The 25,490-nt window shown below is 70.1% G+C and carries 31 protein-coding genes; 16 read left to right on the top strand and 15 right to left on the bottom strand.

What is annotated here, in order from left to right; all coding sequences use genetic code 11:
• The first annotated feature begins 2 nt into the window (after positions 1-2).
• Positions 3-635: a spermidine synthase family protein gene (locus ACZ7OH_RS09455; RefSeq protein WP_470280438.1), complete on the top strand. Its 633-nt coding sequence runs from the start codon at positions 3-5 to the stop codon at positions 633-635.
• A complete protein-coding gene (locus ACZ7OH_RS09450) occupies positions 617-1,168 on the top strand; it encodes a hypothetical protein (protein ID WP_470280437.1) in 552 nt (183 codons plus the stop codon). Before ACZ7OH_RS09455 ends, ACZ7OH_RS09450 begins: the two co-directional genes overlap by 19 nt.
• On the opposite strand, the gene ACZ7OH_RS09445 is transcribed toward ACZ7OH_RS09450, so the two are convergent.
• Both ACZ7OH_RS09445 and ACZ7OH_RS09440 read right to left on the bottom strand, forming a co-directional pair.
• The gene (locus ACZ7OH_RS09445) at positions 1,165-1,746 is read right to left on the bottom strand and encodes an HhH-GPD-type base excision DNA repair protein (protein WP_470280436.1); all 582 of its coding nucleotides are present in this window, start codon (positions 1,744-1,746) and stop codon (positions 1,165-1,167) included. The two genes, ACZ7OH_RS09450 and ACZ7OH_RS09445, sit on opposite strands and share 4 nt — an antisense overlap.
• Positions 1,747-1,776: 30 nt before the next feature.
• On the bottom strand, positions 1,777-2,553 hold the full coding sequence (locus ACZ7OH_RS09440) for an AraC family transcriptional regulator (RefSeq protein ID WP_470280435.1): 777 nt from the start codon (positions 2,551-2,553) through the stop codon (positions 1,777-1,779).
• A gap of 50 nt (positions 2,554-2,603) precedes the next feature.
• Between ACZ7OH_RS09440 and ACZ7OH_RS09435 the strand changes: the two genes are divergently transcribed.
• Both ACZ7OH_RS09435 and ACZ7OH_RS09430 read left to right on the top strand, forming a co-directional pair.
• Positions 2,604-3,017 (top strand): DUF2000 family protein, encoded by a 414-nt coding sequence (locus ACZ7OH_RS09435; RefSeq protein WP_470280434.1) that lies wholly within the window; start codon positions 2,604-2,606, stop codon positions 3,015-3,017.
• An 84-nt stretch (positions 3,018-3,101) separates the two neighbouring features.
• Positions 3,102-3,608 carry a hypothetical protein gene (locus ACZ7OH_RS09430; RefSeq protein ID WP_470280433.1) on the top strand — a complete coding sequence of 169 codons (507 nt, stop codon included), beginning with the start codon at positions 3,102-3,104 and terminating at the stop codon, positions 3,606-3,608.
• Positions 3,609-4,193: 585 nt separating this feature from the next.
• Here ACZ7OH_RS09430 and ACZ7OH_RS09425 read toward each other — a convergent pair.
• The 3 genes from ACZ7OH_RS09425 to ACZ7OH_RS09415 are packed head-to-tail and all read right to left on the bottom strand — an operon-like array spanning position 4,194 to position 5,736.
• Positions 4,194-4,811 (bottom strand): class I SAM-dependent methyltransferase, encoded by a 618-nt coding sequence (locus ACZ7OH_RS09425; RefSeq protein WP_470280432.1) that lies wholly within the window; start codon positions 4,809-4,811, stop codon positions 4,194-4,196.
• Positions 4,812-4,820: 9 nt separating this feature from the next.
• Entirely contained in the window at positions 4,821-5,201 is a 381-nt protein-coding gene (locus ACZ7OH_RS09420; RefSeq protein ID WP_470280431.1) for a DUF2203 domain-containing protein, read from the bottom strand.
• A gap of 25 nt (positions 5,202-5,226) precedes the next feature.
• On the bottom strand, positions 5,227-5,736 hold the full coding sequence (locus tag ACZ7OH_RS09415) for a hypothetical protein (protein ID WP_470280430.1): 510 nt from the start codon (positions 5,734-5,736) through the stop codon (positions 5,227-5,229).
• Positions 5,737-5,993: 257 nt separating this feature from the next.
• Between ACZ7OH_RS09415 and ACZ7OH_RS09410 the strand changes: the two genes are divergently transcribed.
• Both ACZ7OH_RS09410 and ACZ7OH_RS09405 read left to right on the top strand, forming a co-directional pair.
• Positions 5,994-7,217 (top strand): NADP-dependent isocitrate dehydrogenase, encoded by a 1,224-nt coding sequence (locus tag ACZ7OH_RS09410; protein WP_470280429.1) that lies wholly within the window; start codon positions 5,994-5,996, stop codon positions 7,215-7,217.
• A 180-nt stretch (positions 7,218-7,397) separates the two neighbouring features.
• On the top strand, positions 7,398-7,694 hold the full coding sequence (locus ACZ7OH_RS09405; protein WP_086682383.1) for a hypothetical protein: 297 nt from the start codon (positions 7,398-7,400) through the stop codon (positions 7,692-7,694).
• Here ACZ7OH_RS09405 and ACZ7OH_RS09400 read toward each other — a convergent pair whose 3' ends face one another.
• From ACZ7OH_RS09400 to ACZ7OH_RS09390, 3 genes are all read right to left on the bottom strand, one after another.
• Complete coding sequence (locus ACZ7OH_RS09400; RefSeq protein WP_470280428.1) at positions 7,695-8,243, bottom strand: permease; 549 nt, start codon at positions 8,241-8,243, stop codon at positions 7,695-7,697.
• Positions 8,244-8,322: 79 nt separating this feature from the next.
• Entirely contained in the window at positions 8,323-8,904 is a 582-nt protein-coding gene (locus ACZ7OH_RS09395; protein WP_470280427.1) for a TetR/AcrR family transcriptional regulator, read from the bottom strand.
• 403 nt (positions 8,905-9,307) lie between these two features.
• A complete protein-coding gene (locus tag ACZ7OH_RS09390; protein WP_470280426.1) occupies positions 9,308-10,030 on the bottom strand; it encodes an MBL fold metallo-hydrolase in 723 nt (240 codons plus the stop codon).
• 31 nt (positions 10,031-10,061) lie between these two features.
• Here ACZ7OH_RS09390 and ACZ7OH_RS09385 point away from each other — a divergent pair, with 31 nt between their 5' ends.
• A complete protein-coding gene (locus tag ACZ7OH_RS09385) occupies positions 10,062-10,868 on the top strand; it encodes an exodeoxyribonuclease III (RefSeq protein WP_470280425.1) in 807 nt (268 codons plus the stop codon).
• On the opposite strand, the gene ACZ7OH_RS09380 is transcribed toward ACZ7OH_RS09385, so the two are convergent.
• On the bottom strand, positions 10,865-11,338 hold the full coding sequence (locus ACZ7OH_RS09380; protein WP_470280424.1) for a cupin domain-containing protein: 474 nt from the start codon (positions 11,336-11,338) through the stop codon (positions 10,865-10,867). The genes ACZ7OH_RS09385 and ACZ7OH_RS09380 overlap by 4 nt on opposite strands.
• A gap of 81 nt (positions 11,339-11,419) precedes the next feature.
• On the opposite strand from ACZ7OH_RS09380, the gene ACZ7OH_RS09375 reads away from it, so the two are divergent.
• The gene (locus ACZ7OH_RS09375) at positions 11,420-11,920 is read left to right on the top strand and encodes a MarR family winged helix-turn-helix transcriptional regulator (protein ID WP_400900496.1); all 501 of its coding nucleotides are present in this window, start codon (positions 11,420-11,422) and stop codon (positions 11,918-11,920) included.
• A 55-nt stretch (positions 11,921-11,975) separates the two neighbouring features.
• On the opposite strand, the gene ACZ7OH_RS09370 is transcribed toward ACZ7OH_RS09375, so the two are convergent.
• Positions 11,976-12,704, bottom strand: coding sequence for a chitinase (locus tag ACZ7OH_RS09370; protein ID WP_470280423.1), 729 nt, complete (start codon positions 12,702-12,704; stop codon positions 11,976-11,978).
• A 468-nt stretch (positions 12,705-13,172) separates the two neighbouring features.
• On the opposite strand from ACZ7OH_RS09370, the gene ACZ7OH_RS09365 reads away from it, so the two are divergent.
• The 6 genes from ACZ7OH_RS09365 to ACZ7OH_RS09340 all read left to right on the top strand — a co-directional run bounded on the left by ACZ7OH_RS09365 (position 13,173) and on the right by ACZ7OH_RS09340 (position 18,340).
• Complete coding sequence (locus tag ACZ7OH_RS09365; protein WP_400900492.1) at positions 13,173-13,523, top strand: hypothetical protein; 351 nt, start codon at positions 13,173-13,175, stop codon at positions 13,521-13,523.
• 393 nt (positions 13,524-13,916) lie between these two features.
• Positions 13,917-14,951, top strand: coding sequence for a tryptophan--tRNA ligase (trpS, locus tag ACZ7OH_RS09360; RefSeq protein ID WP_470280422.1), 1,035 nt, complete (start codon positions 13,917-13,919; stop codon positions 14,949-14,951).
• Positions 14,948-15,451, top strand: coding sequence for an AAA family ATPase (locus tag ACZ7OH_RS09355; RefSeq protein ID WP_470280421.1), 504 nt, complete (start codon positions 14,948-14,950; stop codon positions 15,449-15,451). Before trpS ends, ACZ7OH_RS09355 begins: the two co-directional genes overlap by 4 nt.
• 278 nt (positions 15,452-15,729) lie before the next feature.
• Complete coding sequence (yhjD, locus tag ACZ7OH_RS09350; protein WP_470280420.1) at positions 15,730-16,743, top strand: inner membrane protein YhjD; 1,014 nt, start codon at positions 15,730-15,732, stop codon at positions 16,741-16,743.
• 56 nt (positions 16,744-16,799) lie between these two features.
• Complete coding sequence (locus tag ACZ7OH_RS09345) at positions 16,800-17,906, top strand: acyl-CoA dehydrogenase family protein (RefSeq protein WP_470280419.1); 1,107 nt, start codon at positions 16,800-16,802, stop codon at positions 17,904-17,906.
• Positions 17,903-18,340 carry a winged helix-turn-helix transcriptional regulator gene (locus tag ACZ7OH_RS09340; protein ID WP_470280418.1) on the top strand — a complete coding sequence of 146 codons (438 nt, stop codon included), beginning with the start codon at positions 17,903-17,905 and terminating at the stop codon, positions 18,338-18,340. The genes ACZ7OH_RS09345 and ACZ7OH_RS09340 overlap by 4 nt, the downstream gene beginning before the upstream one ends.
• Here ACZ7OH_RS09340 and ACZ7OH_RS09335 read toward each other — a convergent pair.
• On the bottom strand, positions 18,337-19,584 hold the full coding sequence (locus tag ACZ7OH_RS09335) for a D-alanyl-D-alanine carboxypeptidase family protein (protein WP_470280417.1): 1,248 nt from the start codon (positions 19,582-19,584) through the stop codon (positions 18,337-18,339). The genes ACZ7OH_RS09340 and ACZ7OH_RS09335 overlap by 4 nt on opposite strands.
• 43 nt (positions 19,585-19,627) lie before the next feature.
• Here ACZ7OH_RS09335 and ACZ7OH_RS09330 point away from each other — a divergent pair, with 43 nt between their 5' ends.
• The gene (locus ACZ7OH_RS09330) at positions 19,628-19,867 is read left to right on the top strand and encodes an SCO4848 family membrane protein (RefSeq protein WP_470280416.1); all 240 of its coding nucleotides are present in this window, start codon (positions 19,628-19,630) and stop codon (positions 19,865-19,867) included.
• 63 nt (positions 19,868-19,930) lie between these two features.
• Positions 19,931-21,328: a S8 family peptidase gene (locus tag ACZ7OH_RS09325; RefSeq protein ID WP_470280415.1), complete on the top strand. Its 1,398-nt coding sequence runs from the start codon at positions 19,931-19,933 to the stop codon at positions 21,326-21,328.
• Positions 21,329-21,817: 489 nt separating this feature from the next.
• Here ACZ7OH_RS09325 and ACZ7OH_RS09320 read toward each other — a convergent pair whose 3' ends face one another.
• The 4 genes from ACZ7OH_RS09320 to sdhC are packed head-to-tail and all read right to left on the bottom strand — an operon-like array spanning position 21,818 to position 25,229.
• On the bottom strand, positions 21,818-22,588 hold the full coding sequence (locus tag ACZ7OH_RS09320; RefSeq protein WP_400900474.1) for a succinate dehydrogenase iron-sulfur subunit: 771 nt from the start codon (positions 22,586-22,588) through the stop codon (positions 21,818-21,820).
• Positions 22,588-24,342, bottom strand: a complete 1,755-nt coding sequence (sdhA, locus tag ACZ7OH_RS09315) for a succinate dehydrogenase flavoprotein subunit (protein ID WP_400900472.1) — start codon at positions 24,340-24,342, stop codon at positions 22,588-22,590. Before sdhA ends, ACZ7OH_RS09320 begins: the two co-directional genes overlap by 1 nt.
• Before the next feature lie 28 nt (positions 24,343-24,370).
• Complete coding sequence (locus tag ACZ7OH_RS09310) at positions 24,371-24,784, bottom strand: succinate dehydrogenase hydrophobic membrane anchor subunit (protein ID WP_470280414.1); 414 nt, start codon at positions 24,782-24,784, stop codon at positions 24,371-24,373.
• Position 24,785: 1 nt separating this feature from the next.
• On the bottom strand, positions 24,786-25,229 hold the full coding sequence (gene sdhC, locus ACZ7OH_RS09305; protein WP_285456018.1) for a succinate dehydrogenase, cytochrome b556 subunit: 444 nt from the start codon (positions 25,227-25,229) through the stop codon (positions 24,786-24,788).
• Between the last annotated feature and the right edge of the window lie 261 nt (positions 25,230-25,490).

The raw sequence follows: 25,490 nt of genomic DNA, 5'->3' as shown, positions 1-25,490 counted from the left end.
ACGTGGTCGAACTGGTGGAGACGGTCGCGGGCCGCGGCGGCGAGCTGGTCCTGCGGCGCGACGGCGAAGCGCTCGAAGTGATCGAGAACGGCGTGTTCCTGATGGACACGCGCAACGGCGAGTCCGAGCGCCTCCTGGTGACCGGCGCGGTGACGACGGGAGCGGCGGTGCTGATCGGCGGCCTCGGCGTCGGCTTTTCGCTGCGCGCGGCCCTCGACGCGGGCGCGGGTTCGGTCGTGGTCGTCGAACGCGAGCCGGCGGTGATCGAGTGGAACCGCTCGGGTCCACTTCGGACGGTCCACGGCGACGCGCTCGCCGATCCGCGCGTGAGGGTGGTGGAGGCGGACCTGGTCACGTGGCTGGCCTCGCCGTCCGACCGGTTCGACGCGCTGTGCCTCGACATCGACAACGGTCCCGAGTGGACGGTCACGGAGGGCAATACCGCGCTGTATTCCGGTGCCGGGCTGTCCCGGCTGAAGGAGTTGCTGAACCCGGGAGGCGTGCTGGCGGTGTGGAGCGCGGGAGCGGCCCCGACGTTCGCCGCGCGGCTACGGGAGCACTTCGCTTCGGTGCGCGAGGTGGCGGTGGAAGTCCCGCGCGGCGAGCCGGACGTGCTGTGGTTCGCGCGGAACTAGCGGTCGCGGAGAACGCGGCCTGGTGCGACCTGGTCTGCGGGGGCCGGTTCGGCCGGCGGGCCTGGGCGAGCCGCACGCGAACGCCGGAGTACTACCCGGACGCCGTGACACTCACCCCGGACGCCACGGCCGCCGACGTCCTCCCCTTCGTCGACGGCTCGGCAGGCTGCTCGGTGAAGGACAGTTTCGCGACGCTGGCGCTGCCGGGCTTTTCCCTGCTGTTCGAGGCGATGTGGCTCGCGTGCGGCCCCGGCGTCCCCGAGCCGGGCTGGCGGCGCGCCGGTTCGCCGCTGGGGACGTCGGTGGCGGTGCTGTCCCGCGGCGAGAACGCAGTCGTGGCCCATCGCGGCGACGGCGTCGTCGGGCTGTCGAACTTCGCGGGCCCGGCCGACGGCTGGCCCGCCGCGGTCGCGGCGGTGGCGGCAGCGTTCCCCGGCCACCCAGTGGTCGGCTACGAACACGGCGACGCCCTGCGCGTCGCCTTGGACCACGGTGCCGAGCCGCTGGGCCCGCTGCGCGTCTGGGTCCGCTAGCCCGCGTTGGCCGCGGCCTTCGCCGCCTTCTTGAACGCCCGCACCTCGGCGAGCGTCTCGGCGCTGGTGACGTCGGCGATCGACCGGCGTGACCCGCGGTCGCCGTACGCGCCCGCTGCCTCGCGCCAGCCCTTCGGCTGGATGCCGCGCTGCTTGCCCAGCAGCGCCAGGAAGATCTTCGCCTTCTGCTCGCCGAAGCCCGGCAGGGCCCGTAGGCGCTTGAGGACCTCCGGCCCGTCCGGCTTCGGGCGCCCGTCGAGCCAGAGCCCCTCGGTGCGGCCGTCGTAGTTCTCGATGATGTGCTGCGCGAGCGCGTGCACGCGGCGGGCCATCGAGCCGCCGTAGCGGTGGATGGCCGGCGGCACCACGCACATCTCGACGAACTTCTCGACGTCGGTCACGGCGATCTTCGCGAGCGAGAAGCCGTCCATGCGGTCGGCGATCTTCCGCGGCCCGGCGAACGCGTGCTCCATCGGGAACTGCTGGTCGAGGAGCATGCCTACGAGCAGGGCGAACGGGTCGTCGTTGAGCAGCTTGTCGGCGGCCGGGTCGCCGGTCAGGTGCAGTTCGCGCAGCATGCGGTCATCTTGACACAACCGCCCGGCAGGTCAACGAGCTTTCGAGTACCGCGACGGCGTCGTCCCGAGGTAGCGCTTGAAGTGCCGCGTCAGGTGGGCCTGGTCGGTGAACCCGGTGACCGCCGCGACCTCCGCCGCCGGGGCGCCGGCGAGCAGCAGCCGGCGCGCGCGGTCGACGCGGCGGCCGGTCAGGTAGCGGTGCGGCGGCAGCCCGAACCGCGCCCCGAAGCAGCGGACCAGGTGCGCCGGATGCGCCCCCAGCGTCGACGCCGCTTCGGCGAGGGTCAGGGCGTCCGGTAGGCGAGCGTCGAGGAGGTCCCGCAGGTCGTCGGCCAGTCCGCGCTTCGGCTCGGGCGTCGCCGGGTGCCCCAGGTGGGTGCGCAGCCGGTCGGCCACCAGCGCGAGCCGGCTCTCGGCCTCCAGCGCGTCGCCGGGGTGGACGAGCGCCTCGTGCAGCTGGTGGATGCGGGTGCGCAGCACACCGTCGGCGACGCTCGGCTGGTCGACCGCCGCGCCGATCAGGTCCTCGCCCAGCACCGACGTGTCCAGGTAGAGCACGCGCTTGCGGAAGCCGTGGCTGGTGGCGGCGCGCCCGTCGTGCGCGACGTTCGGCGGCAGCAGCGTCACAGCCGGCCCGAGCGCGCCGTGGTGGTGGCGGTCGAGGTCGTAGCGGATGACGCCGTCGTCGACGATCAGCAGCGTCCAGGTGTCGTGCGTGTGCAGCGGGTAGGCGTGGGTGGTGAAGCGCGCGTGGAAGACCTCGGCGATCCCCGGGACCGCCGGCCGCCACGCTTCGACCTGCGCCATGTTTAGAACGTACAAGACGCGCGGGTGGCCGGCGGGCGAGTCTGTCCGGCATGAGTTCCTTCGACACGAAGATCGCCGTCCTGCTCCGCGACGACCTGGCGTCCTGGCAGCGGCTCAACGTCACCGCGTTCCTGGTGAGCGGAATCGCCCACGTGACGCCGGAGCTGATGGGCGAGCCCTACGAAGACGCCGACGGCACGGAGTACCTGCCGATGTTCGGCCAGCCGGTGATGGTGTTCAGCGGAACCGGGGACGTCCTGACGGCGGCGCACGCCCGGGCCCTGGGCCGCGGGCTGCGGATCTCGATCTTCACCGACGAGCTGTTCCACACGGGCAACGACGTCGACAACCGGGCGGCGGTCCGCGCGGTCGCGGGGGAGAAGCTGGCGCTGGCCGGGCTCGCGGTGCACGGCCCGAAGAACGCGGTGGACAAGATCCTCAAGGGCGCGTCGCTGCACCGCTGAGTAGAAACCCCCTGTCCGGACCTCGCCGACGCTGGCAGCATGATCGGCGGTGCCGCGGAGAGCGGCTCGGACTGGGGAGGTTCCGTGAAGTCACTTCGTCGTGCGTGCGTGGTCCTGACGGCGGCGGCCGGGCTGGGCGTGGCGCTCGTGCCGGTCGCTTCGGCAGACCCGGTGCAGACGGTCGATTACGTCGCGGAGGCAGGCTCGCACCCGTTGCACGGCACCGCGCACTACGCCGGGCCGGGCGACGAGGTCCGGGTATGGGTCAACGCGGGAGTCCTGAAGGTCGACGTCCAGTCCGGGTTCAGCGACCTGCGGGTCGAGATGAGCCCGCCGGCGGGCGAAACGCTGCACACCGGCACGTACACCGGCGCGCGCTACCGCTGGACCGAGGACCCGGCGACGGACACGCCGGGCTTCCTGGTGGTCAGCGGCGGCCTGGGCTGCGGCGACGTCTACGCGGACTTCACGGTGGACCGCCTGGACCGCGCGGCGGACGGCACGGTAACCGGCCTCGACGCGACGTTCGTCCAGCGCTGCGACAGCCCCGACGGCCCGGCCACCCGCGGCGAGGTCCACTTCACGGCCTGAGCCGCGCCACGGGGGCTGGAACACGCAGTTGCCGCACCACACGCGGGGCGCCTTCGCTGCTCCGGCCAGCCGCACGGCCTGCCACGGCTCGTCGTCGGCGTCGCGGCGTTCGAAGGTGACGCGGTTCGCCGCCGTCCGGCAGAAGACGCCGGTGGGTGAGGTCGCCAGCCGGCCTCGGCGCTGGAGGAACCAGCCGTCGGGATCGGCGGGCGTACCGGCGTCGCCGCCGAGGATCCGCCAGACCACGTCGGGCCCGAGCGCGGGCAGCTCGGCGAAGTCGAAGGTGCAAACGTTTGCGGACGGCGCGGGCACCACCGGCCGTCACCCGGATCCGCAGCGGCGCGAAGAACTCGATCGTGCGGCGGCCGTCGCGCTCCCACGACGTCGGCTCCTCCATGACGTGGTCGGCGACCGGCGGCTCGGCCAGTTCGAGGTCGGCCGGATCCGCCGTCAGCTCGAAGACTTCGACCACCGAGACGTCACCGGGCACGCGGCGGTAGTCCGCGTAGGCCTCCAGCCGCGCGGTGACCCCGCTCCCGCGCACGGCGACCTCCGTCAGATGGCCGTCGGCGAAGCGGTCCAGGTTCACGGCGCCGTGGCGTGCACCAGGAAGACGCTCCGGACCCGGTCGCCGCCGTCGACGGTGAATGTCCGGGCCGACACCTCGACGAATCCCGCCGACGCGGCCAGCGCGCCGGCCCCGGTCTCGTCCAGCGGGAACGACAGGTCCGCCGGCACGAACTCCGCGAACGGGCCGGACGGCTTGAACCGCGATCCCGACACGACCGAAAACGCCAGCCGCCCACCCGGCCGGAGCACCCTCAGCCAGTCCGCGAACGCGACCGCGCCCAGGAAGTGCAGCGAAGACGCGCACAGCACGACGTCGGCCGACCCGTCCGGTGAAGGCATCGGCACCGCGGGGCCGACCTGCCACGTGATCACGCCCGCCGGATCCAGCGAAGGCGCCTTCGCCTCGGCGCGGGCCACCATCGCCGGCGACAAGTCGACAGCCAGCACGCGCGAAGGCTTCAGCCGCAACGCCGCGTACGCCGCGAAACCCGTCCCGGTGGCGACGTCGAGAACGAGCCCCGGCGAGGCGGGCAGTGGCGAAACCAGCGCGTCGGCCACCAAAGCGTGAAAATCGTCTTGGTCGTAGTGCTCGGCGGTCTCGTCGAAGAAGGCGGCGCGGGTGTTGTCGGTCACCGACCCAACCTAGCGGGCGCCACCAGCGATTTTCAGCGGCCGACGGCCCGCGAAGCCCAGGTCGGTGCGGTGGTACCAGCCCAGCTCGCGGTCACCTTCGAGCCAGCACAGCAGCACGTCGGTGCCGTCGAGCTCGGCCGGGAAGTCGATCAGCAGCGGCGCGAACCCCTTGAGCTCGGCGCCGGTGTGCTGGACCGTCGTCATCAGGTCGTCGAGCCGCGCCTGCGCGGCCTTCCACTCGGGCAACCCGCCCAGCTCGGTAACCCGCCCGCCCGGGCGCAGTGACGCCGCGAGCTCAGCAGCGTCGGCCCGGACGCGCACCAGTTCGTCGAGGACCGGCCGCAGCCGCGCCAGTTCGTCGCGTGCCTCCGCGACGGTGAACAAACCCATCGCCCGATGATCCCACCGGCCCGGTTCAGGCCTCGCGGCGCCGCCGGACCAGCGCGTTGGCCAGTCCGCTGCCGACCAGCAGGAACCCGACGCCGAGCAGGCCGCCGATGAACAGGAAGTCCATGACGCCGTACGCGATGTCGCTCTTCGGCATCAGGTTGACCAGCTTGAAGCCCCACTTCGGCACGGCCATCGCGGCCACCCCGGGCAGCACGCCGTAGATCAGGCCGCCGAGGATCGGGCCGGCCGCCGACAGCGCGCCGAGCGCGGCGACGACCAGCAGCAGGATCGCCCCGCCGGCCAGCAGCGCGATGCCCAGCGGGTCGCGGTTGGTGCTCAGCGTCGCCTGGATCAGCTGCTGCTGGCGCAGCCCGCCCCAGCTCAGCAGCCCCAGCGCGACCGGGGTGAGCAGCAGCCCGCCCAGCGCGCTGACCAGGTGGGCGACGCCGCGGCGCGGCCGTTCGTCGAGCGCTTCCGTCGTGTCGTCGTAGTCCTCGTAGTCGTCTTCGTACTCGGCGTACCGATGGGTCGACATGGCCGTCACCTCCCGCATGATGAGTTCACGGGTCGCATCGTGCCTTGGTTCACCCCGTCGCGCGACGGTCGCTCGGCGAGCGGTCGGATCGGTCCAACGGCAGGTCGTGCCCGGTGACCCCGGCCACAATCGGCGGGGGGAGACTTGATACCGGCCACTACTGGAACCATCCAGGACGGTCAAGCAGTACGCTTGTACCGCTACCGGCGAGACTTAGAAGAAGAACGCGAAGATCCGCGGAAGGAGCACCGCTGCTCATGGCCAAGATCAAGGTCCAGGGCACCGTCGTCGAACTCGACGGCGATGAGATGACCCGCATCATCTGGCAGTTCATCAAGGACAAGCTGATCCACCCGTACCTGGACGTGAACCTGGACTACTACGACCTCGGCATCGAGGAGCGGGACCGCACCGACGACCAGGTCACGATCGACGCCGCGAACGCCATCAAGAGGCACGGCGTCGGCGTCAAGTGCGCCACGATCACCCCGGACGAGGCGCGCGTCGAAGAGTTCGGCCTCAAGAAGATGTGGCTGTCCCCGAACGGGACCATCCGCAACATCCTCGGCGGCGTGATCTTCCGCGAGCCCATCGTCATCCAGAACATCCCGCGGCTGGTGCCGACGTGGACGAAGCCGATCATCATCGGCCGCCACGCCCACGGCGACCAGTACAAGGCGACCAACTTCAAGGTCCCCGGCCCGGGCACGCTGACCATCAGCTACACCCCGGACGACGGCTCCGAGCCGATGGAGTTCGAGGTCGCGAAGTTCCCCGAGGGCGGCGGCGTCGCCATGGGGATGTACAACTTCAAGAAGTCGATCGAGGACTTCGCGCGCGCCTCGCTGCAGTACGGCCTCGACCGCGGCCTGCCGGTCTACCTCTCCACCAAGAACACCATCCTCAAGGCCTACGACGGCCAGTTCAAGGACGTGTTCGAGGAGATCTTCCAGAACGAGTTCAAGGCCGACTTCGACGCCAAGGGCATCTCCTACGAGCACCGCCTGATCGACGACATGGTCGCCGCGGCGATGAAGTGGGAGGGCGGCTACGTCTGGGCGTGCAAGAACTACGACGGTGACGTCCAGTCCGACACGGTCGCGCAGGGCTTCGGCTCGCTCGGCCTGATGACGTCGGTGCTGCGCACGCCGGATGGCAAGACCGTCGAGGCCGAGGCCGCGCACGGCACGGTCACCCGGCACTACCGCCAGCACCAGCAGGGCAAGCCGACGTCGACGAACCCGATCGCGTCGATCTACGCCTGGACCCGCGGCCTCGAGCACCGCGGCAAGCTGGACGGCAACCAGGAGCTGATCGGCTTCGCCAACAAGCTGGAGCAGGTCGTCGTCGAGACGGTCGAGGCCGGCCAGATGACGAAGGACCTCGCGCTGCTCATCAGCAAGGACCAGCCGTACCAGACGACCGAGGAGTTCCTCGCGACGCTGGACGACAACCTGGCGAAGAAGATCGCCCAGGGCTGAGTGCTTTCGGAGGGGCCCTCTTCCCGGTTCGCCGGGAAGAGGGCCTTTTTCGTGCACCGTGCGTCACCGGCGGGTGATGCGGACTGGCGCCTCCGGGTGGTTGCTGCGTCCGGCGCTGTCCGTGCGGGTAAAGGATTGCCTACCCTTGGCGGGGGACGGGGCTCGCGGTTGGAGGAAGGCATGTCGAAGAAGACTCTGATCATCTTGGGCGCCATCGTCCTGGTCGTCATCGTCTACGTGACGAACACGAACAAGCAGGCTTCGGGAGCGTCGGCGACCGGCTGCAAGGTGACGGTGACCGCAGACGTCCTCAACGCCCGCGAGACGGCCGACGGCAACGCGAAGGTCGTCGGCAAGTACCTGCGCGACGCCCAGTTCGACGCGCTGCCGGGCGTGCAGAACGGCTTCCGGAAGGTGGCCGACGACAAGTGGGTGGCCGCCGCGTTCACCGAGCCGGTCGCCGGATCCGCCTGCTGATCAGACTCCCAGCAGATCGGTGCCGAGGGTGATGACGCCACACACCGCGGCGGTCAGCCCCAGCACCCGCGCGCGCTTCGGGTCGCGTTTCGCGGCGGCCCGCCAGTAGAGGCCGATGCCGATCGCCAGCATCAGCAGTTCGACGACGGCCGAGACGGCGGGCAGCCGCCACAGCCCGAAGCCGAACGTGGGCAGGTCGCCGGCGTTGCCGGGCAGGATCGGCAGGTCGGCGCGGTGCACGACGAGGTCGAGCAGCCAGTGCGAGAAGACGACCCCGCCGAGGATCAACCCGGTTTCGCGGCCGAGCCAGTGTGCTGCCACCGCGCCGAAGAGCGCGGCGAGGACGAGCGCGCCGACGAGGGAGTGCGTGTAGTCGGCGTGGATGACGCCGCCGCCGTAGCCCGCGCCGTCGACCGTCTCGATGCCGCTGAGGTAGAGCGGCACGAAGACGACGTCGAGCCACGCGGTGGCGAGCATGAGCGTCCACACGGGAATGGCGGGCCGGCCGGCCTTGACGGCGGCGGCGAGCCCGAAGTGCCCGGCGATCATCGGCGGGTCTCCGTCCAGGGGAACCGGGCGTCGAGCACGCCGAGCCCGACGGTGAAGAGGAGGACGGCGAGGATGAAGCTCATTTCTGCTCCTGCTCCGAGTAGGTGGTCAGGCCTTGGACGAGGATGGTTTTGAGGACTTCGAAGCTCTGGTCGACGTCCTCGGGGCGGCCGAAGCCGCCGGAGGCTTCGAGCCCGGCGAATCCGTGCACGGCGGCGCGGAGGCAGCGGGTGGCGTGCACGACCTGGGCGTGGCCGAAGCCGTAGGGGCGAAGGACGGCGAAGACGACCTCGGCGACGGCGTGGGTGGCCTTGCTGAGTTCGGTGTCGGTCTCGTCGGGGGCGGTGGTGAGGGCGTGGGTGCGGTGCGGGTGGCGGCGCAGGTAGTCGCGGTAGGCGTCGGCGACGGCTCGGACGGCGTCCGCGCTTTCGCGCCCGGTGGCGGCTTTTTGCAGGGCCTCGGACATTTCCTGCACGACCCGGAGGTCGATCAGTCGGCGCAGGTCGGCGAGGTTCTTGACGTGCTTGTAGAGGGAGGGCGCGGCGACGTTGGCGCGCTCGGCGACCTTGGCGAGGGTGAGGGCTTCGGGCCCGGACGCGTCGATGATCTTGAGGGCCAGCTCGACCACGCCGTCGGGGGTCAGGCCGGCTCTAGGGGACATGGCGGCTACTTGGCATAGCTTTAAAGCTAATGCTCGTAGCTTGTGGGGTCAAGTTTTTGTCGGTGGTGGGTGTTAGAACTTCGGTAGGTCGGAAGTTGGGAGGTGGCCGACGCCCGGGGCCGGGCGACAACTGAATGCGGCATGGGTTCGAGGTGGTGTCGTCCGCGGGGTCTCCAGGGGGAGTTCCGCGGGCAGGGGCTACGGGGGCTGTGCGGCGGGGCCGGAGGGTTGGAGCCTGGGGAACGCAGCCGGACGGGGGTCCGGGCGCGAGGCGAGGATCCCTTCGGACCCGCCGGACTTCCGGGTGGCGCGGCTGTCGGCTGTTTCGCTGCGGGGCCAAGGGGATGGTCCGCGCGCGGGGGTGGGCAGCTCCGCGTGCGGACCGGCAAGCCGAGCCGAGCCGTCAAAGCTCGATCGTCAGGCCTTCCGCCGCGACCAGCACCTCGCCACCGAACTCGGCGCGTGCGTCCGCGGCCGCCGCCGCACGGTCGGTGCCAGGCCAAAAGTGCGTCAGCAGCAGCCGGCGCGCTCCGGCTGCGGTTGCCCACTCGCCCGCCTCCGCGGCCGTCATCAAGTACCGCGGCTCGTCCCCCGCGGGCGGCGTCCGGTAGGTGGCGTCGCAGATGAGCAGGTCCGCGTCGCGCCCCAGTTCGGCCAGCAACGGCGAAGGCCCCGTGTCACCCGTGTAAGCCACGGTCAACCCGGGCGCCACCAACCGCACGCCGAAGTTCGGCACGTGGTGTGGCAACGCGAACGTCGTCAGCCGAAACGGCCCGACCGAAGCAGCCGATGCCAAGTCTCGCACCTCGAACACCTCCGCCGGGTGCGGGCGCGGCTCCATCGCCGCGAGCCGGCCGACCGTGCCGGGCGTGCAGAACAACGGCAGCCGCGGACCGTCCCCGTAGTACGAGGCCCGCCCGAGCGCGCTCACGTCCGCGCAGTGGTCCGGGTGCTCGTGCGTCACCACCACCGCGTCCGGCAACCCGTGGCCGAACAGCCGCGAGGCGGCGCCGTACCCGAGGTCGAGGACGACGCGAAACCCGTTGTGCGACAACAAGAACCCCGCGCACGCCCGCCCGGGTTCGGGGAACGCGCCGCAGCTGCCGAGCACCGTCAGCTCACCCATGCCCGGCAGTCTGGCAGAGCGAACCGGTAGCGTGCGGGACGTGCTGACCGTCTCCACCGTGAACGTCAACGGACTCCGTGCCGCCGCCAAGAAGGGCTTCGTCGAGTGGCTCGCCACCACGAAGGCCGACGTCGTCGCCTGCCAGGAGGTGCGCGCCGAGGCGAGCCAGCTCCCGGCGGAGGTCGTCGAACCCGAAGGCTGGTTCTCGGTGCACGCCCCCTCGGCCGTCAAGGGGCGCAACGGCGTCGCCGTCTACAGCCGCGAAGAGCCCGAAGAAGTCCGGATCGGCTTCGGGGAACCCGAGTTCGAAGACAGCGGCCGCTACCTCGAAGTCCACTTCGCGAAGGTCGTCGTCGCCAGCCTGTACCTCCCCAGCGGTGACGTCGGCACCGAACGCCAGGACGAGAAGGAACGCTTCATGGCCGCGTTCCTGCCCTACCTCGTCGAGCTCCGCGCGAAGGCCGCCGCGGCCGGGCGCGAGGTCGTCGTCGTGGGGGACTGGAACATCGCCTACGACACCGTCGACCTCAAGAACTGGCGCGGCAACCGCAAGAACTCCGGCTTCCTCCCCGAGGAACGCGCCTGGCTCGGCCGCGTCTACACCGAGGCCGGCTACACCGACGTCCAGCGCCGCCTCGACCCCGAAGGCCCCGGCCCGTACACCTGGTGGTCCTACCGCGGCCAGGCGTTCGACAACGACTCCGGCTGGCGCATCGACTGCCAGCTCGTGACCCCCGGCCTCGCCGAGAAGGTCGTCGACGTCATCGTCGAGCGCGCCGCCGCCTACGACCAGCGCTGGTCCGACCACGCGCCGGTCACCGCCACCTACGACATCTAGGCCGCGCGGGCGGCGCGCCAGGTCGCGCTGTCCACGAAGTGGTTGTCGAAGCGGTCCTGCGACGCCAGGATCTCCGCCGGCGACGCCTCGCCCCGCCGGATCCGGTCGATCATCCGGAAGTACTCGAAGCGCTCCACGCCGGCCGTGAACACGATCAGCACGTCCGCGCCTGACCGTTCGGTCGCCCCGAACGCGTGATTCGTGTGCGGGGGCACGAACAGCATGTCACCCGTCCGCACCGTCACGACCTCGTCGCCGTTCAGGACCGCGAGCTCGCCGTCCAGCATGAAGAACATCTCGGCCGACGAGGTGTGGAAGTGCGGCGTCGCGCCGTCGCGCCCGCGGCCCAGCGAGGCGCGGTTCGTGCTCAGGTGCCCGCCGGTCTGGGAGACGTCGGCGAGCAGGGTCATCGTGTCGGGGGTCGAGCCGAGCTGCTCGGCTTCGTCGTGGCGGACCAGCAATGTCGTCATGCCGGTGATGGTTCCACGCCTGATAGTTCGCTGTCAAACTATCAGGCGGCGAATAGTGCTGGCGTCGAATAGAGTGGCGGCGTGACTGACGAAGACGCCGTCGACGCCGTCGTGTCGGCGTGGCACCGCGAACGCCCCGACCTCGACCTGGCCGCCATCGGCGTCGCCGGCCGGATGGGCCGGCTCGCGCTCGTGCTCGGCCCGGCGCAGGAGCGGGTGTTCGGTAAGTTCGGCCTGCAGCGCGGGGAGTTCGACGTCCTGGCCGCGCTCCGCCGGTCCGGGCGGCCGTACACGCTGATCCCGTCCGAGCTGTCCGCGACGCTGATGATGTCCCGCGCCGGCATGACGAGTCGCCTCGACCGCTTGGAGAAGGCCGGGTTCGTCGAGCGCACGCTGGACCCGAACGACCGCCGCAGCTTCCGCATCCGCTTGACGGCCAGTGGTTTCGACGCCGTCGACGCCGCGATGACCGAGCACACCGCGAACGTCTCCGAGCTGCTGTCGGGACTATCCAAAAAGGAACTAGACCTGCTCGACGACGTCCTGCGCAAGCTGCTCGGTCACCTCGATCCCCAGGCCTGACAACGAAAAAGGGCCTCCCCGAGTGGCCGGGGAGGCCCTTCTCGCCGCGCCCGGCTCAGCAGGACAGGTTGTCCCCGGTGGGGACCCCGAGGATCCCGGTGATCTGGGTGTACTTGTCGATCCGGCTCTGCACCTGGGCGGGGTTGCCGCCGTTGCACTCGATCGAGCCGTTGATGCTGCGGATGGTCTCGCCGAAGCCGCGCTGGTTGACCATCGCGTCGTGCGGCGTCATCGTGCCGGGGCCGGTCTGGGTGTTCCAGTACCAGAGGCCGGTCTTCCAGGCGACGGCCGCGTTCTGCTCGACCTGGTAGGGGTTGCCGAGCAGGTCGATGCCGAGCGCGTCGCCCGCGGCCTTGTAGTTGAAGTTCCAGCTGAGCTGGATCGGGCCGCGGCCGTAGTAGGCGGCTTGGCCGGCGGGGCAGCCGTAGGGCTGGCTCGCGTCGCAGTAGTGCGGGTAGTTCGCGGTGTTCTGCTCGACGACGTAGACGAGGCCGCCGGTCTCGTGGTTGACGTTCGCGAGGAACGCGGCGGCTTCCTGCTTCTTCACGGTGTCGTCGCCCGTGTTCGCGAAGCCAGGGTACGCGGACAGCGCGTCGGTCAGGCCGCTGTAAGTGTAGAAGCTGTTGCGGTTGGGGAAGATCTGGTCGAACTGGGCCTCGCTCACGACGAACGAGGCGTCCGCCGCGGCGGACGCGGTGGTGGCCGGGAGCACGACGGCGGCGCTCGCCGCGGCGAGCGCGCTCACCGCCACTCCGGCGCGCTTCAGGAACCGGGTGATCGACATTCGGAACTCCTCTTGGTCACGCCGGTCGTGCGCGGTCCGACCGAGCCGAATGGGCTACTCCAAGAGGTATAGACCAATCACTATCGAGTGAAAAGTTTTCCGGATAAGACGACGCGATCGGACCAGTCCGGACTGCGACGAATGGCAGAGGGTAAGCCGAATTTGCGATGAACGGGTGACAGGCGGCCGGACACGGATCGGCCACTCTCTACTTTGGGTATGAGCGTTCCGCCTCCCGCAACACCCGCTTGGGCGGTTGGAGTGAACCGTGGGGGTGGCGGGACCGTGTTCCCGGTTGGGCGCTAGTCTCGGCCCCCGAGTCGATCGGTACCGACAGGTCTTGACACGCTCGGTAGTTTTTTGACCAGTAGCACGCAGCGTCTCACTCGAATGGGTGAGCATTTAGGTAAGTCGCAGCGCTAGTCACTCGCGGGAGGCACTCCGGTGCGCAACCCAGGTCAAACCCTGATGCGGTCCTCGCTGCGCGGAATTCGCGCGGCGGCGGTGGTCGCGCTCGTCCCGGCCGCGCTGCTGCTGGCCGGCGGCGGGAACGCGTTCGCCGACGTGACGACCGCCCAGGCCGACACGAACGCGGAGAGCTTCGGCGTGCTCGGCCCGGTCGGGCTGGTCGCGGTGGCGCTCGGCATCGTCGGGATGACGCTGGGTGTGCTGCGCCAGCGCCGCAAGTCCCGGGTGGCGGAGGCGGCCCCGGCGGTCCCCGAGGCCCCGGGCCCGGTCACGGCGATGGCCGAGGCGGTCCTCGGCGAGCCTGACGCGACGCCGACCCGCCCGTTCCTCACGCAACGCCCGCACGCCTGACCCAGACGGGCGCCGGTTCGCCCGCACCCGAGCCCACGTGGCCCCAGCGGCGGCTGATGCCCCGCCGATTCGTCCGCTCCCGCGCACACCTGGGCTCGCTCCGGTCCCGGCGGCGGCTGGTGGCGCATCGGGTCGCCCGCACTCTGGGCGCTTGCAATAGCCGGTTGGCCCCGCTCCTCGCAGCACCCGCACACCTGAGCTGCTTCCGCGCCGGTGGTTGCCGATGCCCTTACCCGCGCGCCTGACTCACGCCGCGCCCTACGCGGCCGCCTGCGCGCTGCCGGCCGGTGCGCCGCGGTCCAGGCAAGTCCCGCTCACCCCTCGGCCTGGAAGAATCCCCAGCTCCAACCCCCTCCGCGCCCACCACCAGGCCCGGCCTGGAAGAATCCTCCCGTGTCCGAAGAGCAGACCGTTGCCACCGAACGTCGTCCGCGGGTCCTTTCGGGGATCCAACCCACCGCCGACTCGTTCCACCTCGGCAACTACCTCGGTGCGCTGCGCCAGTGGGTGCGGCTGCAGGACACGCACGAGCCGTTCTACTGCGTTGTCGACCTGCACGCCATCACCGTCGAGCAGGACCCGAAGGTGCTGCGGCAGCGCACCCGCGTCTCGGCCGCGCAGCTGCTCGCCATCGGCATCGACCCGGACCGCAGCGCTCTGTTCGTGCAGAGCCACGTCCCGGAGCACGCCCAGCTGAGCTGGGTCCTCGAATGCCAGACCGGCTTCGGCGAGGCCGGCCGGATGACGCAGTTCAAGGACAAGTCGGCCAAACAGGGCTCCGACCGCTCCAGCGTCGGCCTCTTCACCTACCCGATCCTGCAGGCCGCGGACATCCTGCTGTACCGCGCGGACGCCGTCCCGGTCGGCGAGGACCAGCGCCAGCACCTCGAGCTCACGCGCGACCTCGCGCAGCGCTTCAACAACCGGCTGGGCAAGACGTTCGTGGTGCCCGAGCCGTACATCATCAAGGACACGGCGAAGATCTACGACCTGCAGGAACCGACGGCCAAGATGAGCAAGTCGGCCTCCAGCGCCAACGGCATCGTCGAGCTGCTCGAAGATCCGAAGCGGTCGGCGAAGAAGATCCGTTCGGCGGTCACCGACACGGGCCGCGAGGTCAAGTTCGACCCGGAGAACAAGGCCGGCGTCTCGAACCTGCTGACGATCTACTCGGCCCTGACCGACCGGACGATCGCGGACCTCGAAGCGGCGTACGAAGGCAAGGGCTACGGCGACCTGAAGAAGGACCTCGGCGAGGTGTTCGTCGAGTGGGTCACGCCGATCCAGGACCGGGCGAAGTCCTATTTGGACGATGTCGCCGAGCTGGACAAGATCCTCGCCACGGGTGCTGAGCGGGCGCGCGAAGTGGCGTCGAAGACGCTGGCCAAGACGTACCAGCGGATCGGGTTCCTGCCGCCGGTGCGGTGAAGCTGATCCTGCTGAACGGCCCGCCGGGCAGCGGCAAGTCGACGCTGGCCCGGCGCTACGCCGACGACCACCCGCCGTCCGTGGCCCTGGACGTCGACCGCGTCCGGGCGATGGTCGGCGGCTGGCGAGCCAATCCGGGCGAGGCGGGGCTGCTGGCTCGAGAAATGGCCGTGGCGGCGGCGCGTACGCACCTGTCGGCGGGACACGACGTCGTGGTGCCGCAGCTGCTGGCCCGTCCGGGCTTCGCCGAGCGGCTCGAAGCGCTGGCAGACGAGACGGGCGCGAGCTTCCACGAGATCGTCCTGCTGCCGGGGCTCGAGGAAACGCGTAGGCGCTTTGCCGGGCGCGGGGAATCAGAAGTCGAGACGGCGCAACCGCTCACCGAGGAAGACCTGGCCACGGCGTACGACCGCGTGGCCGAGTACGCCTCGACGCGGCCACGGGCGGCGATCCTCGGCGGGGAGACCACCTACCAGGACTTGGTCGCTGCCCTGACCTGAGCCAAGTGCGGCCACCGCCGCCGACCCGAAAGCGGCCCCCGCCCTTCCCTTGGGGGGCGTCCCCAAGTCCAGTCTATCCGCGCCCACCGACGATTCGGGTTTCTGCAGCGCCGGACGAGCCGGTTGTGCACAACTGCCGACCGCTGTGGACAACCGGCGGCCGCGCCGGGATCGGGAGATCGCGATGGCCGCGGAGGCCGAGGCGGGCGCCTGATCCCGCCTCCCTCATCTGGCCCGCTCGCGTTGCGGGAGTCACGTGGCGTGGTTAGCGTTTCACGGTGGCGAACGAAGAAACGAAGGAAAAGCTCCTGCCGCGGCTGCGGCGGAAGTACCCGTGGCTCGATCACCTGATCCGGGCCAACGAGGCCTTCGGCGAGCGGTACGGCAACCACTACGCCGCCGCCATCACCTACTTCAGCGTGCTGTCCGTCTTCCCGCTGTTCATGGTCGCCTTCGCCGTGGTCGGGCTGGTCGTCAACCACGACAAGACGATCATCGACAAGATCACCAAAGGCATCAACGACTCCGTGCCTCAAGGTCTCCAGTCGCTCGTCTCCGGCATCGTCAACGGGGCGCTCGACTCCGGCAGCGGCATCGGCATCTTCGGCCTGCTCATCGCCCTCTACTCCGGCATCGGCTGGATGTCGAACCTCCGCGACGCGCTCACCGCGCAGTGGGGCCAGGAGAAGCAGCCGCAGCCGATCGTCAAGCAGACCCTCAAGGACTTCGTCGCGCTGATCGGCCTCGGTGTCGCGCTCATCGTCTCCTTCGCGCTGACCGCGGTCGGGGGCGGCGTCGGGCAGTTCCTGCTCGAACAGGTCGGGCTCGCCGACCAGAAGTGGGCGATCTACCTGCTGCGCGCCGGCACGATCGTGCTCGGCCTGCTCGCCAACACGCTCGTCTTCCTCTGGGTGATCGCGCGGCTGCCGCGGGAGCACGTCGCGCTGCGCAGTGCCATCAAGGGCTCGATCGTCGCCGCCGTCGGGTTCGTAGTCCTGCAGCAGGTCGGCTCGATCTACCTGGCCAGCGTCACGAAGTCGCCGTCGGCCGCGCTGTTCGGGCCGGTCATCGGCCTGCTCGTGTTCGCCAACCTCGTCTCGCGCTTCCTGCTGCTCATCACGGCGTGGACCGCGACGGCCAAGGAGAACCAGCGCACGGTCGTCGAGCCCCCGCCCCCGGTGCGGCTCGAGCAGAGCGTCACCGTGCAGCGCGGGCCCGGGCTCGGTGCCGTCGCCGGTGCGTTCAGCGCCGGGGCGCTGCTCGCGTGGCTCGGGGGCCGGCGCAAGTCTTGACACCGATCCACCCAGTAAAGAAACTGAACCGGTAAGAAATCTGAACCGGAGGTTTCATGCTGGACGCCGCCCGCGAGTGCGCCGACCTCGCCAAGTCCCTTGCCCCGGTCACCGAACAGCGGCGTGCCCTGCCGGCCGAGCTGGTCGCCAAGCTGACCGACGCCCAGCTCCTGCGCAGCGGCGTCCCCGCTCACTTGGGTGGCCCCGAAGCGCCGCCCGCGCTCAGCCTCGAAGCCGCGGAGACGGTCGCGCGCGGGGACGCCTCGGCCGGCTGGTGCGTCTCGATCGCCGTGACGAGCAGCCTGCTCTCGGCCTACGCCCCGCGGAAGTGCGCCGAGGAGGTCTTCGGTGACCCCAGGACCGTCGCCGCCGGCGTCTGGGCGCCGCGCGGCGTCGGGCGGAGGGTCGACGGCGGTTACGTCGTGTCCGGCCGCTGGGCGTTCTGCAGCGGCATCCCGCACTGCGACTGGCTCTTCGCCGGGTTCGTGCACGAAGGCGCGCTTTACGTCGCGGCGCTGCCGAAGGCCGAAATCGAGGTCCTCGACACCTGGCACACGAACGGCCTGCGCGGCACCGGCAGCCACGACTGCGTGGCCGACGAACTGTTCGTCCCCGAGCACCGCGTCTTCTCGGTCATGGGCGGCCCGCCCGCGGACGCCGTCGCGCTGCACCGGTTCCCGCTCTTCGGCTACTTCGCGCTGTCGGTCGCGGCCGCCGCGCTCGGCAACGCGCGTGGCGCGATCGACGACCTCGTCGAGCTCGCCTCGACGCGCAAGCCGCTCGGCTCCAGCCGGTCGCTGGCCGAGCGGTCGGCGACGCAGGCCGCCGTCGCGGAAGCCGAAGCCGCCCTGCGCGCGGCGCGCCTGCTCTACTACGCCAGCATCGACGACGCCTGGCAGGCCGCGCAGGGCACCGAGCCGGTGCCGGACGCGCTCAAGGTGGGCCTGCGCCTGGCCGCCACGCACGTCACGCGCACGGCCGCGAAGGTCGCCGAAAGCATGTACGACCTGGGCGGCGGCGCCGCGATCTACGAGACTTCGCCGCTGCAGCGCCGGTTCCGCGACGCCCACACCGCGACCGCGCACTTCCAGGTCAACCCGGCCAGCTTCGAACTGCCCGGGAAGCTCCTGCTGGGCGTCCCGACCCGCACGGAGCAGCTGTGACCGACTTGACGCACCGGTTCACGCACGACTCGGTCGGGCGCGCGCTCGACCTGGTCGGGGAGCGGTGGAGCCTGCTCATCCTGCGCGAAGCCTTCTTCGGCGTGCGCCGCTACGGCGAGTTCGCGCGCAACCTCTCGATCCCGCGCCCGACGCTGTCCGCGCGGCTCAAGACCCTCGTCGACGCCCGCGTGCTCGACCGCGTCGACCCCGTGCCCGAGTACGTGCTGACGCGAGCCGGGCGGGACCTCTTCGGCGCCGTCGTCACGCTCATGCAGTGGGGCGACGAGCACCTCGCCGGGCCGGACGGGCCGCCGATCCGGTTGCGGCACGACGACTGCGGCGAGATCGCCGGCACGTATGTCGCTTGTGGACACTGCGGCGGCGCGATCGCCACCGGCAACGTGACCCCGGAACCCGGGCCCGCGTTCCGCTAGTTCGCGGCCTTCTTGCGTTGGTGCCCGATGACGAACCCGCCGACGATGACGAGGAACACGATCAGCGTGATGATCCAGCCGGTGACGCCGAACGGGTCCTCCTTGGCGCCGGCCGCGGCCGAGGACGTCCCGCTGTTGCCGGTGCCGCTGTCGGCGAGCACGGACGGGTCGGTGCTGCCGGGCGTGGCCACCGGGGCCTGGTAGCTGATCTGGCCGACCGGCGCGGCGCGGTCGGCTTCCAGCGCGAAGCCGTAGTCGAGCAGCTTCGCCGCCTGGTCGACGACCTTCGTCGGCTTCTGCTCGGCGCGCAGCATCACGACCGCGAGCCGCTTGCCCTTCTGCTGCGCCGCGCCGACGTAGGTGTGGCGGGCGTCGTCGGTGAAGCCGGTCTTGCCGCCGAGGAAGCCCGGGTAGACGCCGAGCAGCTTGTTGTCGTTGAAGATCGGGATGGCCGGCTTGCCGCCGGTCGCCGGGATCTCGAAGTTCTTCGTCGAGACGACCCGCGCGAACTCCGGCTGCTTCATCGCGTAGTTGAAGATCAGGCTGAGGTCGTAGGCCGAGGTCGACATGCCCGGCCCGTCGAGCCCCGACGGCGTCGCGGTGCGCGTGTCGCGGGCGCCGATGCGGGCCGCCTGCACGTTCATCTTGGCGACTGCCGAGTCGACGCCGCCGAGCGCGGTGGCGAACGCGTGCGCGGCGTCGTTGCCCGAGTGCATCAGCAGGCCGTGCAGCAGCTGGTCGACGGTGTACTGGCCGCCGGCGACGAGGCCGACGCAGGTGCACTCCTGCTCGGCGTCCTCCTTCGTCGCGACAATCACCTGCTGCGGGTTCAGCTGGGTGACGACGACGAGCGCCAGCAGCGTCTTGATCAGCGACGCGGGCCGCTGGCGGGCGTGCGGGTCCTTCGCCGCGATGACCGCGCCGGTGTCGAGGTCCTGCACCAGCCACGACGCCGCGGTGTTGCCCTCCGGCGGGTTGAGCGAGCCCGCCGGGGTGATCAGGCCGCACTCGGCCATCCGCGGGCCGCCGACCGGGTCGGCGGGCACGGCCAGCGGCGGCGGGACGATTTTGCCGGGCGCGGGCTTCTCCGACGTGTCGACCGGGGCCGGCGGGGCCTGGTGGTTCGCGCACTGGCCCTGCTGCGGCGGCGCCGCGGCCGCGAGGGCCGGGGTGCTCAGGGCCAGGAGGGCGGCGGCGAGCGTCGTCGTGAAGACCTTGAGCGACCGGGAGACAGCGGAGTGCACCCACGCAATCTAGCGCCGAGGCGCGCGTCGCATACTCAGGGGCATGCGCATTTCGCGAGGCACCTCGCTGTTCCTGCTGGCCTTCGGCGTGTGGTCGTGGATCATCTGGATCACGTTCGCCAAGAACCTGTGGGACAGCGACCGGGCCTGGACCCCCGACGGCTCGCCCACGGCGTACTTCATCGTGCACGCGGTGCTGACGGTCGTGTCGTTCGTGCTCGGCACGATCATCGGCGTGCTGGGCTGGCGCGGGGTGCGGGCCTCTTCGCGGGTCCCCTCCTGACTTTGGTCGGTGGCGCGGTCCCCGGGGCCGGTTTAGGTTGACGCCACCGACTCTGGAGGTGGAATGTCCCGTTTACGCCGAATGGCGGCCCCGCTCGTGCTGGCCGTCGGGGGCGGCCTGTTCGCCGCGGCCCCGGCCGCCGAGGCCGCGCCGGTCGCGTGCGACACGACGAGCACGCCGTACACCTACGTCGTGACGTACCAGCCGGGCACGCGCGCGTCGACCGTCGATCGCGAGCTGGCCGCCAAGTGCGGCACGAAGGTGGCGTACTACGGCGAGATCGGCGTCGCGATCGCCAGCTCGCGCAACGCGGACTTCCAGCAGAAGATCGGCGTCTACCGGGCTTACTCGGGCGGCAAGGACGTGGCTTCGACGTCGGGTGCCACGGCTCGTTCACTCGGTGCGGTGAAGACGCTGGAGGACACGCGTTCGGTGGCCGCGGCGGGTGACCTGTCGGCGCAGCAGTGGGACATGAAGGCGATCCACGCGCCCGAGGCGAACAAGGTCTACCAGGGCAGCCGTTCGGTGACGGTCGGCGTGCTGGACTCGGGCATCGACGCGACCCACCCGGCCCTTCGCGCGGCCGTTTCTCCGGCGTCTTCGGCGGGCTGCGTGACGGGCGCGCCGCACCTCACACCGGCGTCGTGGGCGCCGACGACGTCCGACCACGGGACGCACGTGGCGGGCACGATCGCGGGCAAGGACCCGGCGGCGGGCTTCACGGGCATCGCGCCGGGCGTGCGCCTGGCGTCGGTGAAGGTGGTCAACGACGACGGCTACATCTTCCCGGAGTCGGCGGTGTGCGGGTTCGTCTGGGCCGCCCAGCACGGCTTCCAGGTGACGAACAACAGCTACTACATCGACCCGGGGATGTTCTTCTGCTCCCGCGAGCCGGGCGACGCGGCGGCGTATGAGGCGGTCCGCCGCGCGATCGAGTTCTCGACGCGCCACGGGGTCCTGAACGTATCGGCGGCGGGCAACTCGGGCTTCGACACGACAACGCAGACGACGGACCCGAACCGGCCGCACCCGGTGGACTCGTCGTGCGGAATCCTCCCGAAGGCGATCGACGGCGTCGTGACGGTGTCGTCGGTGGGGTACGCGGGCACGAAGTCGTCGTTCAGCAACTACGGCTCAATCGACGTCACGGCACCGGGCGGGGACTTCTCGCAGCTGCCGCCGGACGGCGCGGGCCCCGCGTGCCCGCTGTCGACGACGGTGTTCGGCGGCCCGTACGGCTCGAAGTGCGGAACATCAATGGCCTCACCGCACGCGGCGGGGGTCGCGGCGCTGCTGGCGTCCCGCTTCCGCGGGGCACCGCCGTCGTTCATCGCCCGGTTGCTGGAAGGTGAGGCCGACGTGGTGAAGTGCGCGTCGACGGAGACGGAGTGCACAGGGCCGGCGAAGAACAACTCGTACTACGGCCACGGCCTGGTCAACGCCCTGGACGCGGTGCGCTGACGCAACGCCAATAGAGGAGCTGGGTGGTCATCCCGTCGCCTGAGGCCGTCAAATCACTTTGAGCCGGGCCCGCAACAGAGAGACCAACGCAAGGAAGCATGCCAGGCTTGCGGGCCCGGCTCAAAGTGATAGGCCTCGTTCAGGCGACGGGATGACCACCCCGCGGCCCACCTCGAAAAGGTGACGAGACTCGGGAAGCCCAGGTCATCCCGGAGCCTGCCCGTCCGGCGAGGACATGCTTTTTCTTTGAAGCCGCGGCAGAGGTCTTCCGCGTGCCGTTAAGCCGCGGCAGAGGTCTTCCGCGGCTTAGCGGGTCCGACCTCCCCCGCCCCTCCGGTGGGATTTTCAGTCGGCGCTCGGGTTTGTCAAGGCGGGAAAGCGTGCCTTGACAAACCCGAGCGCCGACTGAACTGACGGCTGGGATGAGGGGCGGGGGAGGTCTGGTGACCTCGTGGTCTTGTTGCCTTGCCGGCCGCCTGTTGTGGAAACTCAGACGCGCTTGAAGAGCAGCGCTCGCTTCACTTCCTGGATCGCCTTCGTCACCTGGATCCCGCGGGGGCAGGCGTCGGTGCAGTTGAACGTCGTGCGGCAGCGCCACACGCCTTCACCATCGTTCAGAATGTCCAGGCGCTCCTCGGCTCCCTCGTCGCGGGAGTCGAAGATGAAGCGGTGGGCGTTCACGATCGCCGCCGGGCCGAAGTACGAGCCGTCGTTCCAGTACACCGGGCAGGACGATGTGCAGCACGCGCACAGGATGCACTTCGTCGTGTCGTCGAAGCGGTCGCGGTCCGCCTGGGACTGGATTCGCTCGCGCGTCGGCTCGTTGCCGTACGTGATCAGGTACGGCTTGATCGCGCGGTACGCCTCGAAGAACGGGTCCATGTCGACGTAGAGGTCCTTCAACGTCGTCAGGCCCTTGATCGGGGCGATCGTGATCGTGGTCTTCTTGCCGTCCTTCTCCAGCAGGTCCTTCATCAGGACCTTGCACGCCAGGCGGTTGATGCCGTTGATCTGCATCGCGTCGGACCCGCACACGCCGTGGGCGCACGAGCGGCGGAACGAGAACGTCCCGTCGATGTAGTCCTTGACGTAGAACAGCAGGTTGAGCAGCCGGTCGGTGCGCTGCGCCGGGACGTCGTAGGACTCCCAGTGCGGCTCCGAGTCCACCTCCGGGTTGAACCGGAGGATCTTCAGCGTGACCGTGATGGGCGTGTGCTCGTCCGAAGCGGAAGAGGCAGGAGCTTCAGCAACGCTAGTCATCAGTACTTCCGCTCCATCGGCTCGTAGCGGGTGAAGGTGACCGGCTTGTAGTCCAGCCGGATGTCGGACGACAGACCCGAGCCCTGCTTGTAGGCCATGGTGTGCCGCATGAAGTTCGTGTCGTCGCGGGTCGGGTAGTCCTCGCGGGCGTGGCCGCCGCGGGACTCCTTGCGCGCCAGCGCGCCCACCACGAGCACCTCGGCCAGCTCCAGCAGGAAGCCCAGCTCGACGGCCTCGAGCAGGTCGGTGTTGTACCGCTTGCCCTTGTCCGCCACGGTGATCCGCTGGTAACGCGCCTTCAGCGCCTGGACGTCGGTCAGCGCCTGCTTCAGCGTGTCCTCGGTCCGGTACACCGACGCGTGCGAGTCCATCGTCTGCTGCATTTCCTTGCGGATGTCGGCGACGCGCTCGTCGCCGTGCTCCGACAGCAGGCCCGCGAGCTGCTCCTCGACCAGCTTGGTCGGGTTCTCCGGCAGCTCGACGTGCTCGTGCGCCAGCGCGTACTCCGCGGCCGCGATGCCGGCGCGGCGGCCGAACACGTTGATGTCGAGCAGCGAGTTCGTGCCGAGGCGGTTCGAACCGTGCACGGACACGCACGCGACCTCGCCCGCCGCGTACAGGCCGGGGATGACGTTCTCGTTGTCCCGCAACGCTTCGCCGTGCACGTTGGTCGGGATCCCGCCCATCACGTAGTGGCAGGTCGGGAACACCGGCACCGGCTCCTTGACCGGGTCGACGCCCAGGTAGGTGCGGGAGAACTCGGTGATGTCCGGCAGCTTGGTCTCGAGGACCTCGACCGGCAGGTGCGTGACGTCGAGGACGACGTAGTCCTTGTTCGGGCCGCACCCGCGGCCCTGCAGCACTTCCTGCACCATCGAGCGCGCCACGATGTCGCGCGGCGCGAGGTCCTTGATGGTGGGGGCGTAGCGCTCCATGAACCGCTCGCCGTCGGCGTTGCGCAGGATCCCGCCCTCGCCGCGGACGGCTTCGGAGATCAGGATGCCCAGCCCGGCCAGACCGGTCGGGTGGAACTGGAAGAACTCCATGTCCTCCAGCGGCAGGCCCTTGCGGAAGATGATGCCGAGGCCGTCACCGGTGAGGGTGTGCGCGTTCGACGTCGTCTTGAAGATCTTGCCCGCGCCGCCGGTGGCGAACACGATCGACTTCGCCTGGAAGACGTGCAGCTCGCCGGTGGCCAGCTCGTAGGCGACGACGCCGGAGGCGACCGGGTTGCCGTCCTCGTCCTCGGACAGGACCAGGTCGAGCACGTAGAACTCGTTGAAGAACTCCGTGCCGTACTTGACGCAGTTCTGGTACAGCGTCTGCAGGATCATGTGGCCGGTGCGGTCCGCGGCGTAGCAGGCGCGGCGCACCGCGGCCTTGCCGTGGTCACGCGTGTGCCCGCCGAAGCGGCGCTGGTCGATCTTGCCTTCGGGCGTCCGGTTGAACGGCAGGCCCATCTTCTCCAGGTCGAGCACCGCGTCGATGGCCTCCTTGGCCATGATCTCCGCGGCGTCCTGGTCGACGAGGTAGTCGCCGCCCTTGACCGTGTCGAAGGTGTGCCACTCCCAGTTGTCCTCTTCGACGTTCGCCAGCGCGGCGCACATGCCGCCCTGGGCCGCGCCGGTGTGGGACCGGGTCGGGTAGAGCTTGGTGAGGACCGCGGTGCGGGCGCGCTGGCCGGACTCGATGGCCGCGCGCATGCCGGCGCCACCGGCGCCGACGATCACCACGTCGTACTTGTGGAACTGCATGAAAAAGTCTCCGAGTTCGACGCAGTTGTCAGTTCGCGGGCATGTTCGGGTCGAAGGTGAAGATCACCATCGTGCCGACGCCCAGGATCAGCGCCATGGACACGTACAGCAGGATCTTCAGCCAGAACCGCGTGCTGTCCTTGCGCGCGTAGTCGTCGATGATGGTGCGCAGGCCGTTGCCGCCGTGGATCTCGGCGAGCCAGAGCATGGCCAGGTCCCAGAACTGCCAGAACGGCGAGGCCCAGCGGCCGGCGACGAAGCCCCAGTTGATCCGGTGCACACCGCCGTCGAGGATGTTCATGATCAGCAGGTGCCCGAGCACCAGGATGATCAGCGCGAGGCCGGAGATCCGCATGAACAGCCAGCTGTAGAGCTCGAAGTTGCTCCGGCGGGCGGCGGGGCGCTTCGGCGCGCGGGGGTTCGCGAGGGCGAGGTCGGCCATGTCAGTTACCCCCGAAGAGCGTTTCGACGGTGCGCTTCAGCATGAAGAACGCACCGGGGACCATCACGACGACCCAGACCACGCCGATGACCCACAGCATCGCCTTCTGCAGCTTCGGGCCCTTCGACCAGAAGTCGACCAGCATGACGCGGATGCCGTTGAGGGCGTGGAACAGCACCGCGCCGACGAGGCCGACCTCCAGGAGGTTCACGATCGGCGTCTTGTAGGTCTCGATGACCTGGTCGTAGGTGTTCGGCGACACGCGCACCAGCGCGGTGTCGAGCACGTGGACGAACAGGAAGAAGAATGTGAGCACGCCGGTGATGCGGTGCAGCACCCAGGACCACATGCCGGGGTCACCCCGGTAGAAGGTCCCCTGCCGGCGTGAGGCACCCGCCCGATCGCTCGCGCCTGCCTCGGGGGCAGTGCTCGCCGTGGTGGACATCGGTGAACGGCCTCCAACGTCTGACTATGTGCCCGGTGGCCGTGAGGTCCGCAGTCGCCGTGAAACGGCGGCAGTGCCGAGATCAACGTCATCGAGCCTGGATGAATCGGATGCTAGACCCGCACCCGGCACCCGGCTCACCTCCGGGTTCCTGTCTGTGATGGACCAGACACCGGTACCGGCGCACCGCCACCCGGTGGTGTGGCGCAGCGCACTCGGCCGCGCGGAGGTCCCGATCACCGGAAACGCTGTAGGTCTGAC

The organism is Amycolatopsis sp. NPDC114478, from assembly GCF_055633805.1.
This window is presented reverse-complemented; position numbering and strand designations above follow the sequence as displayed.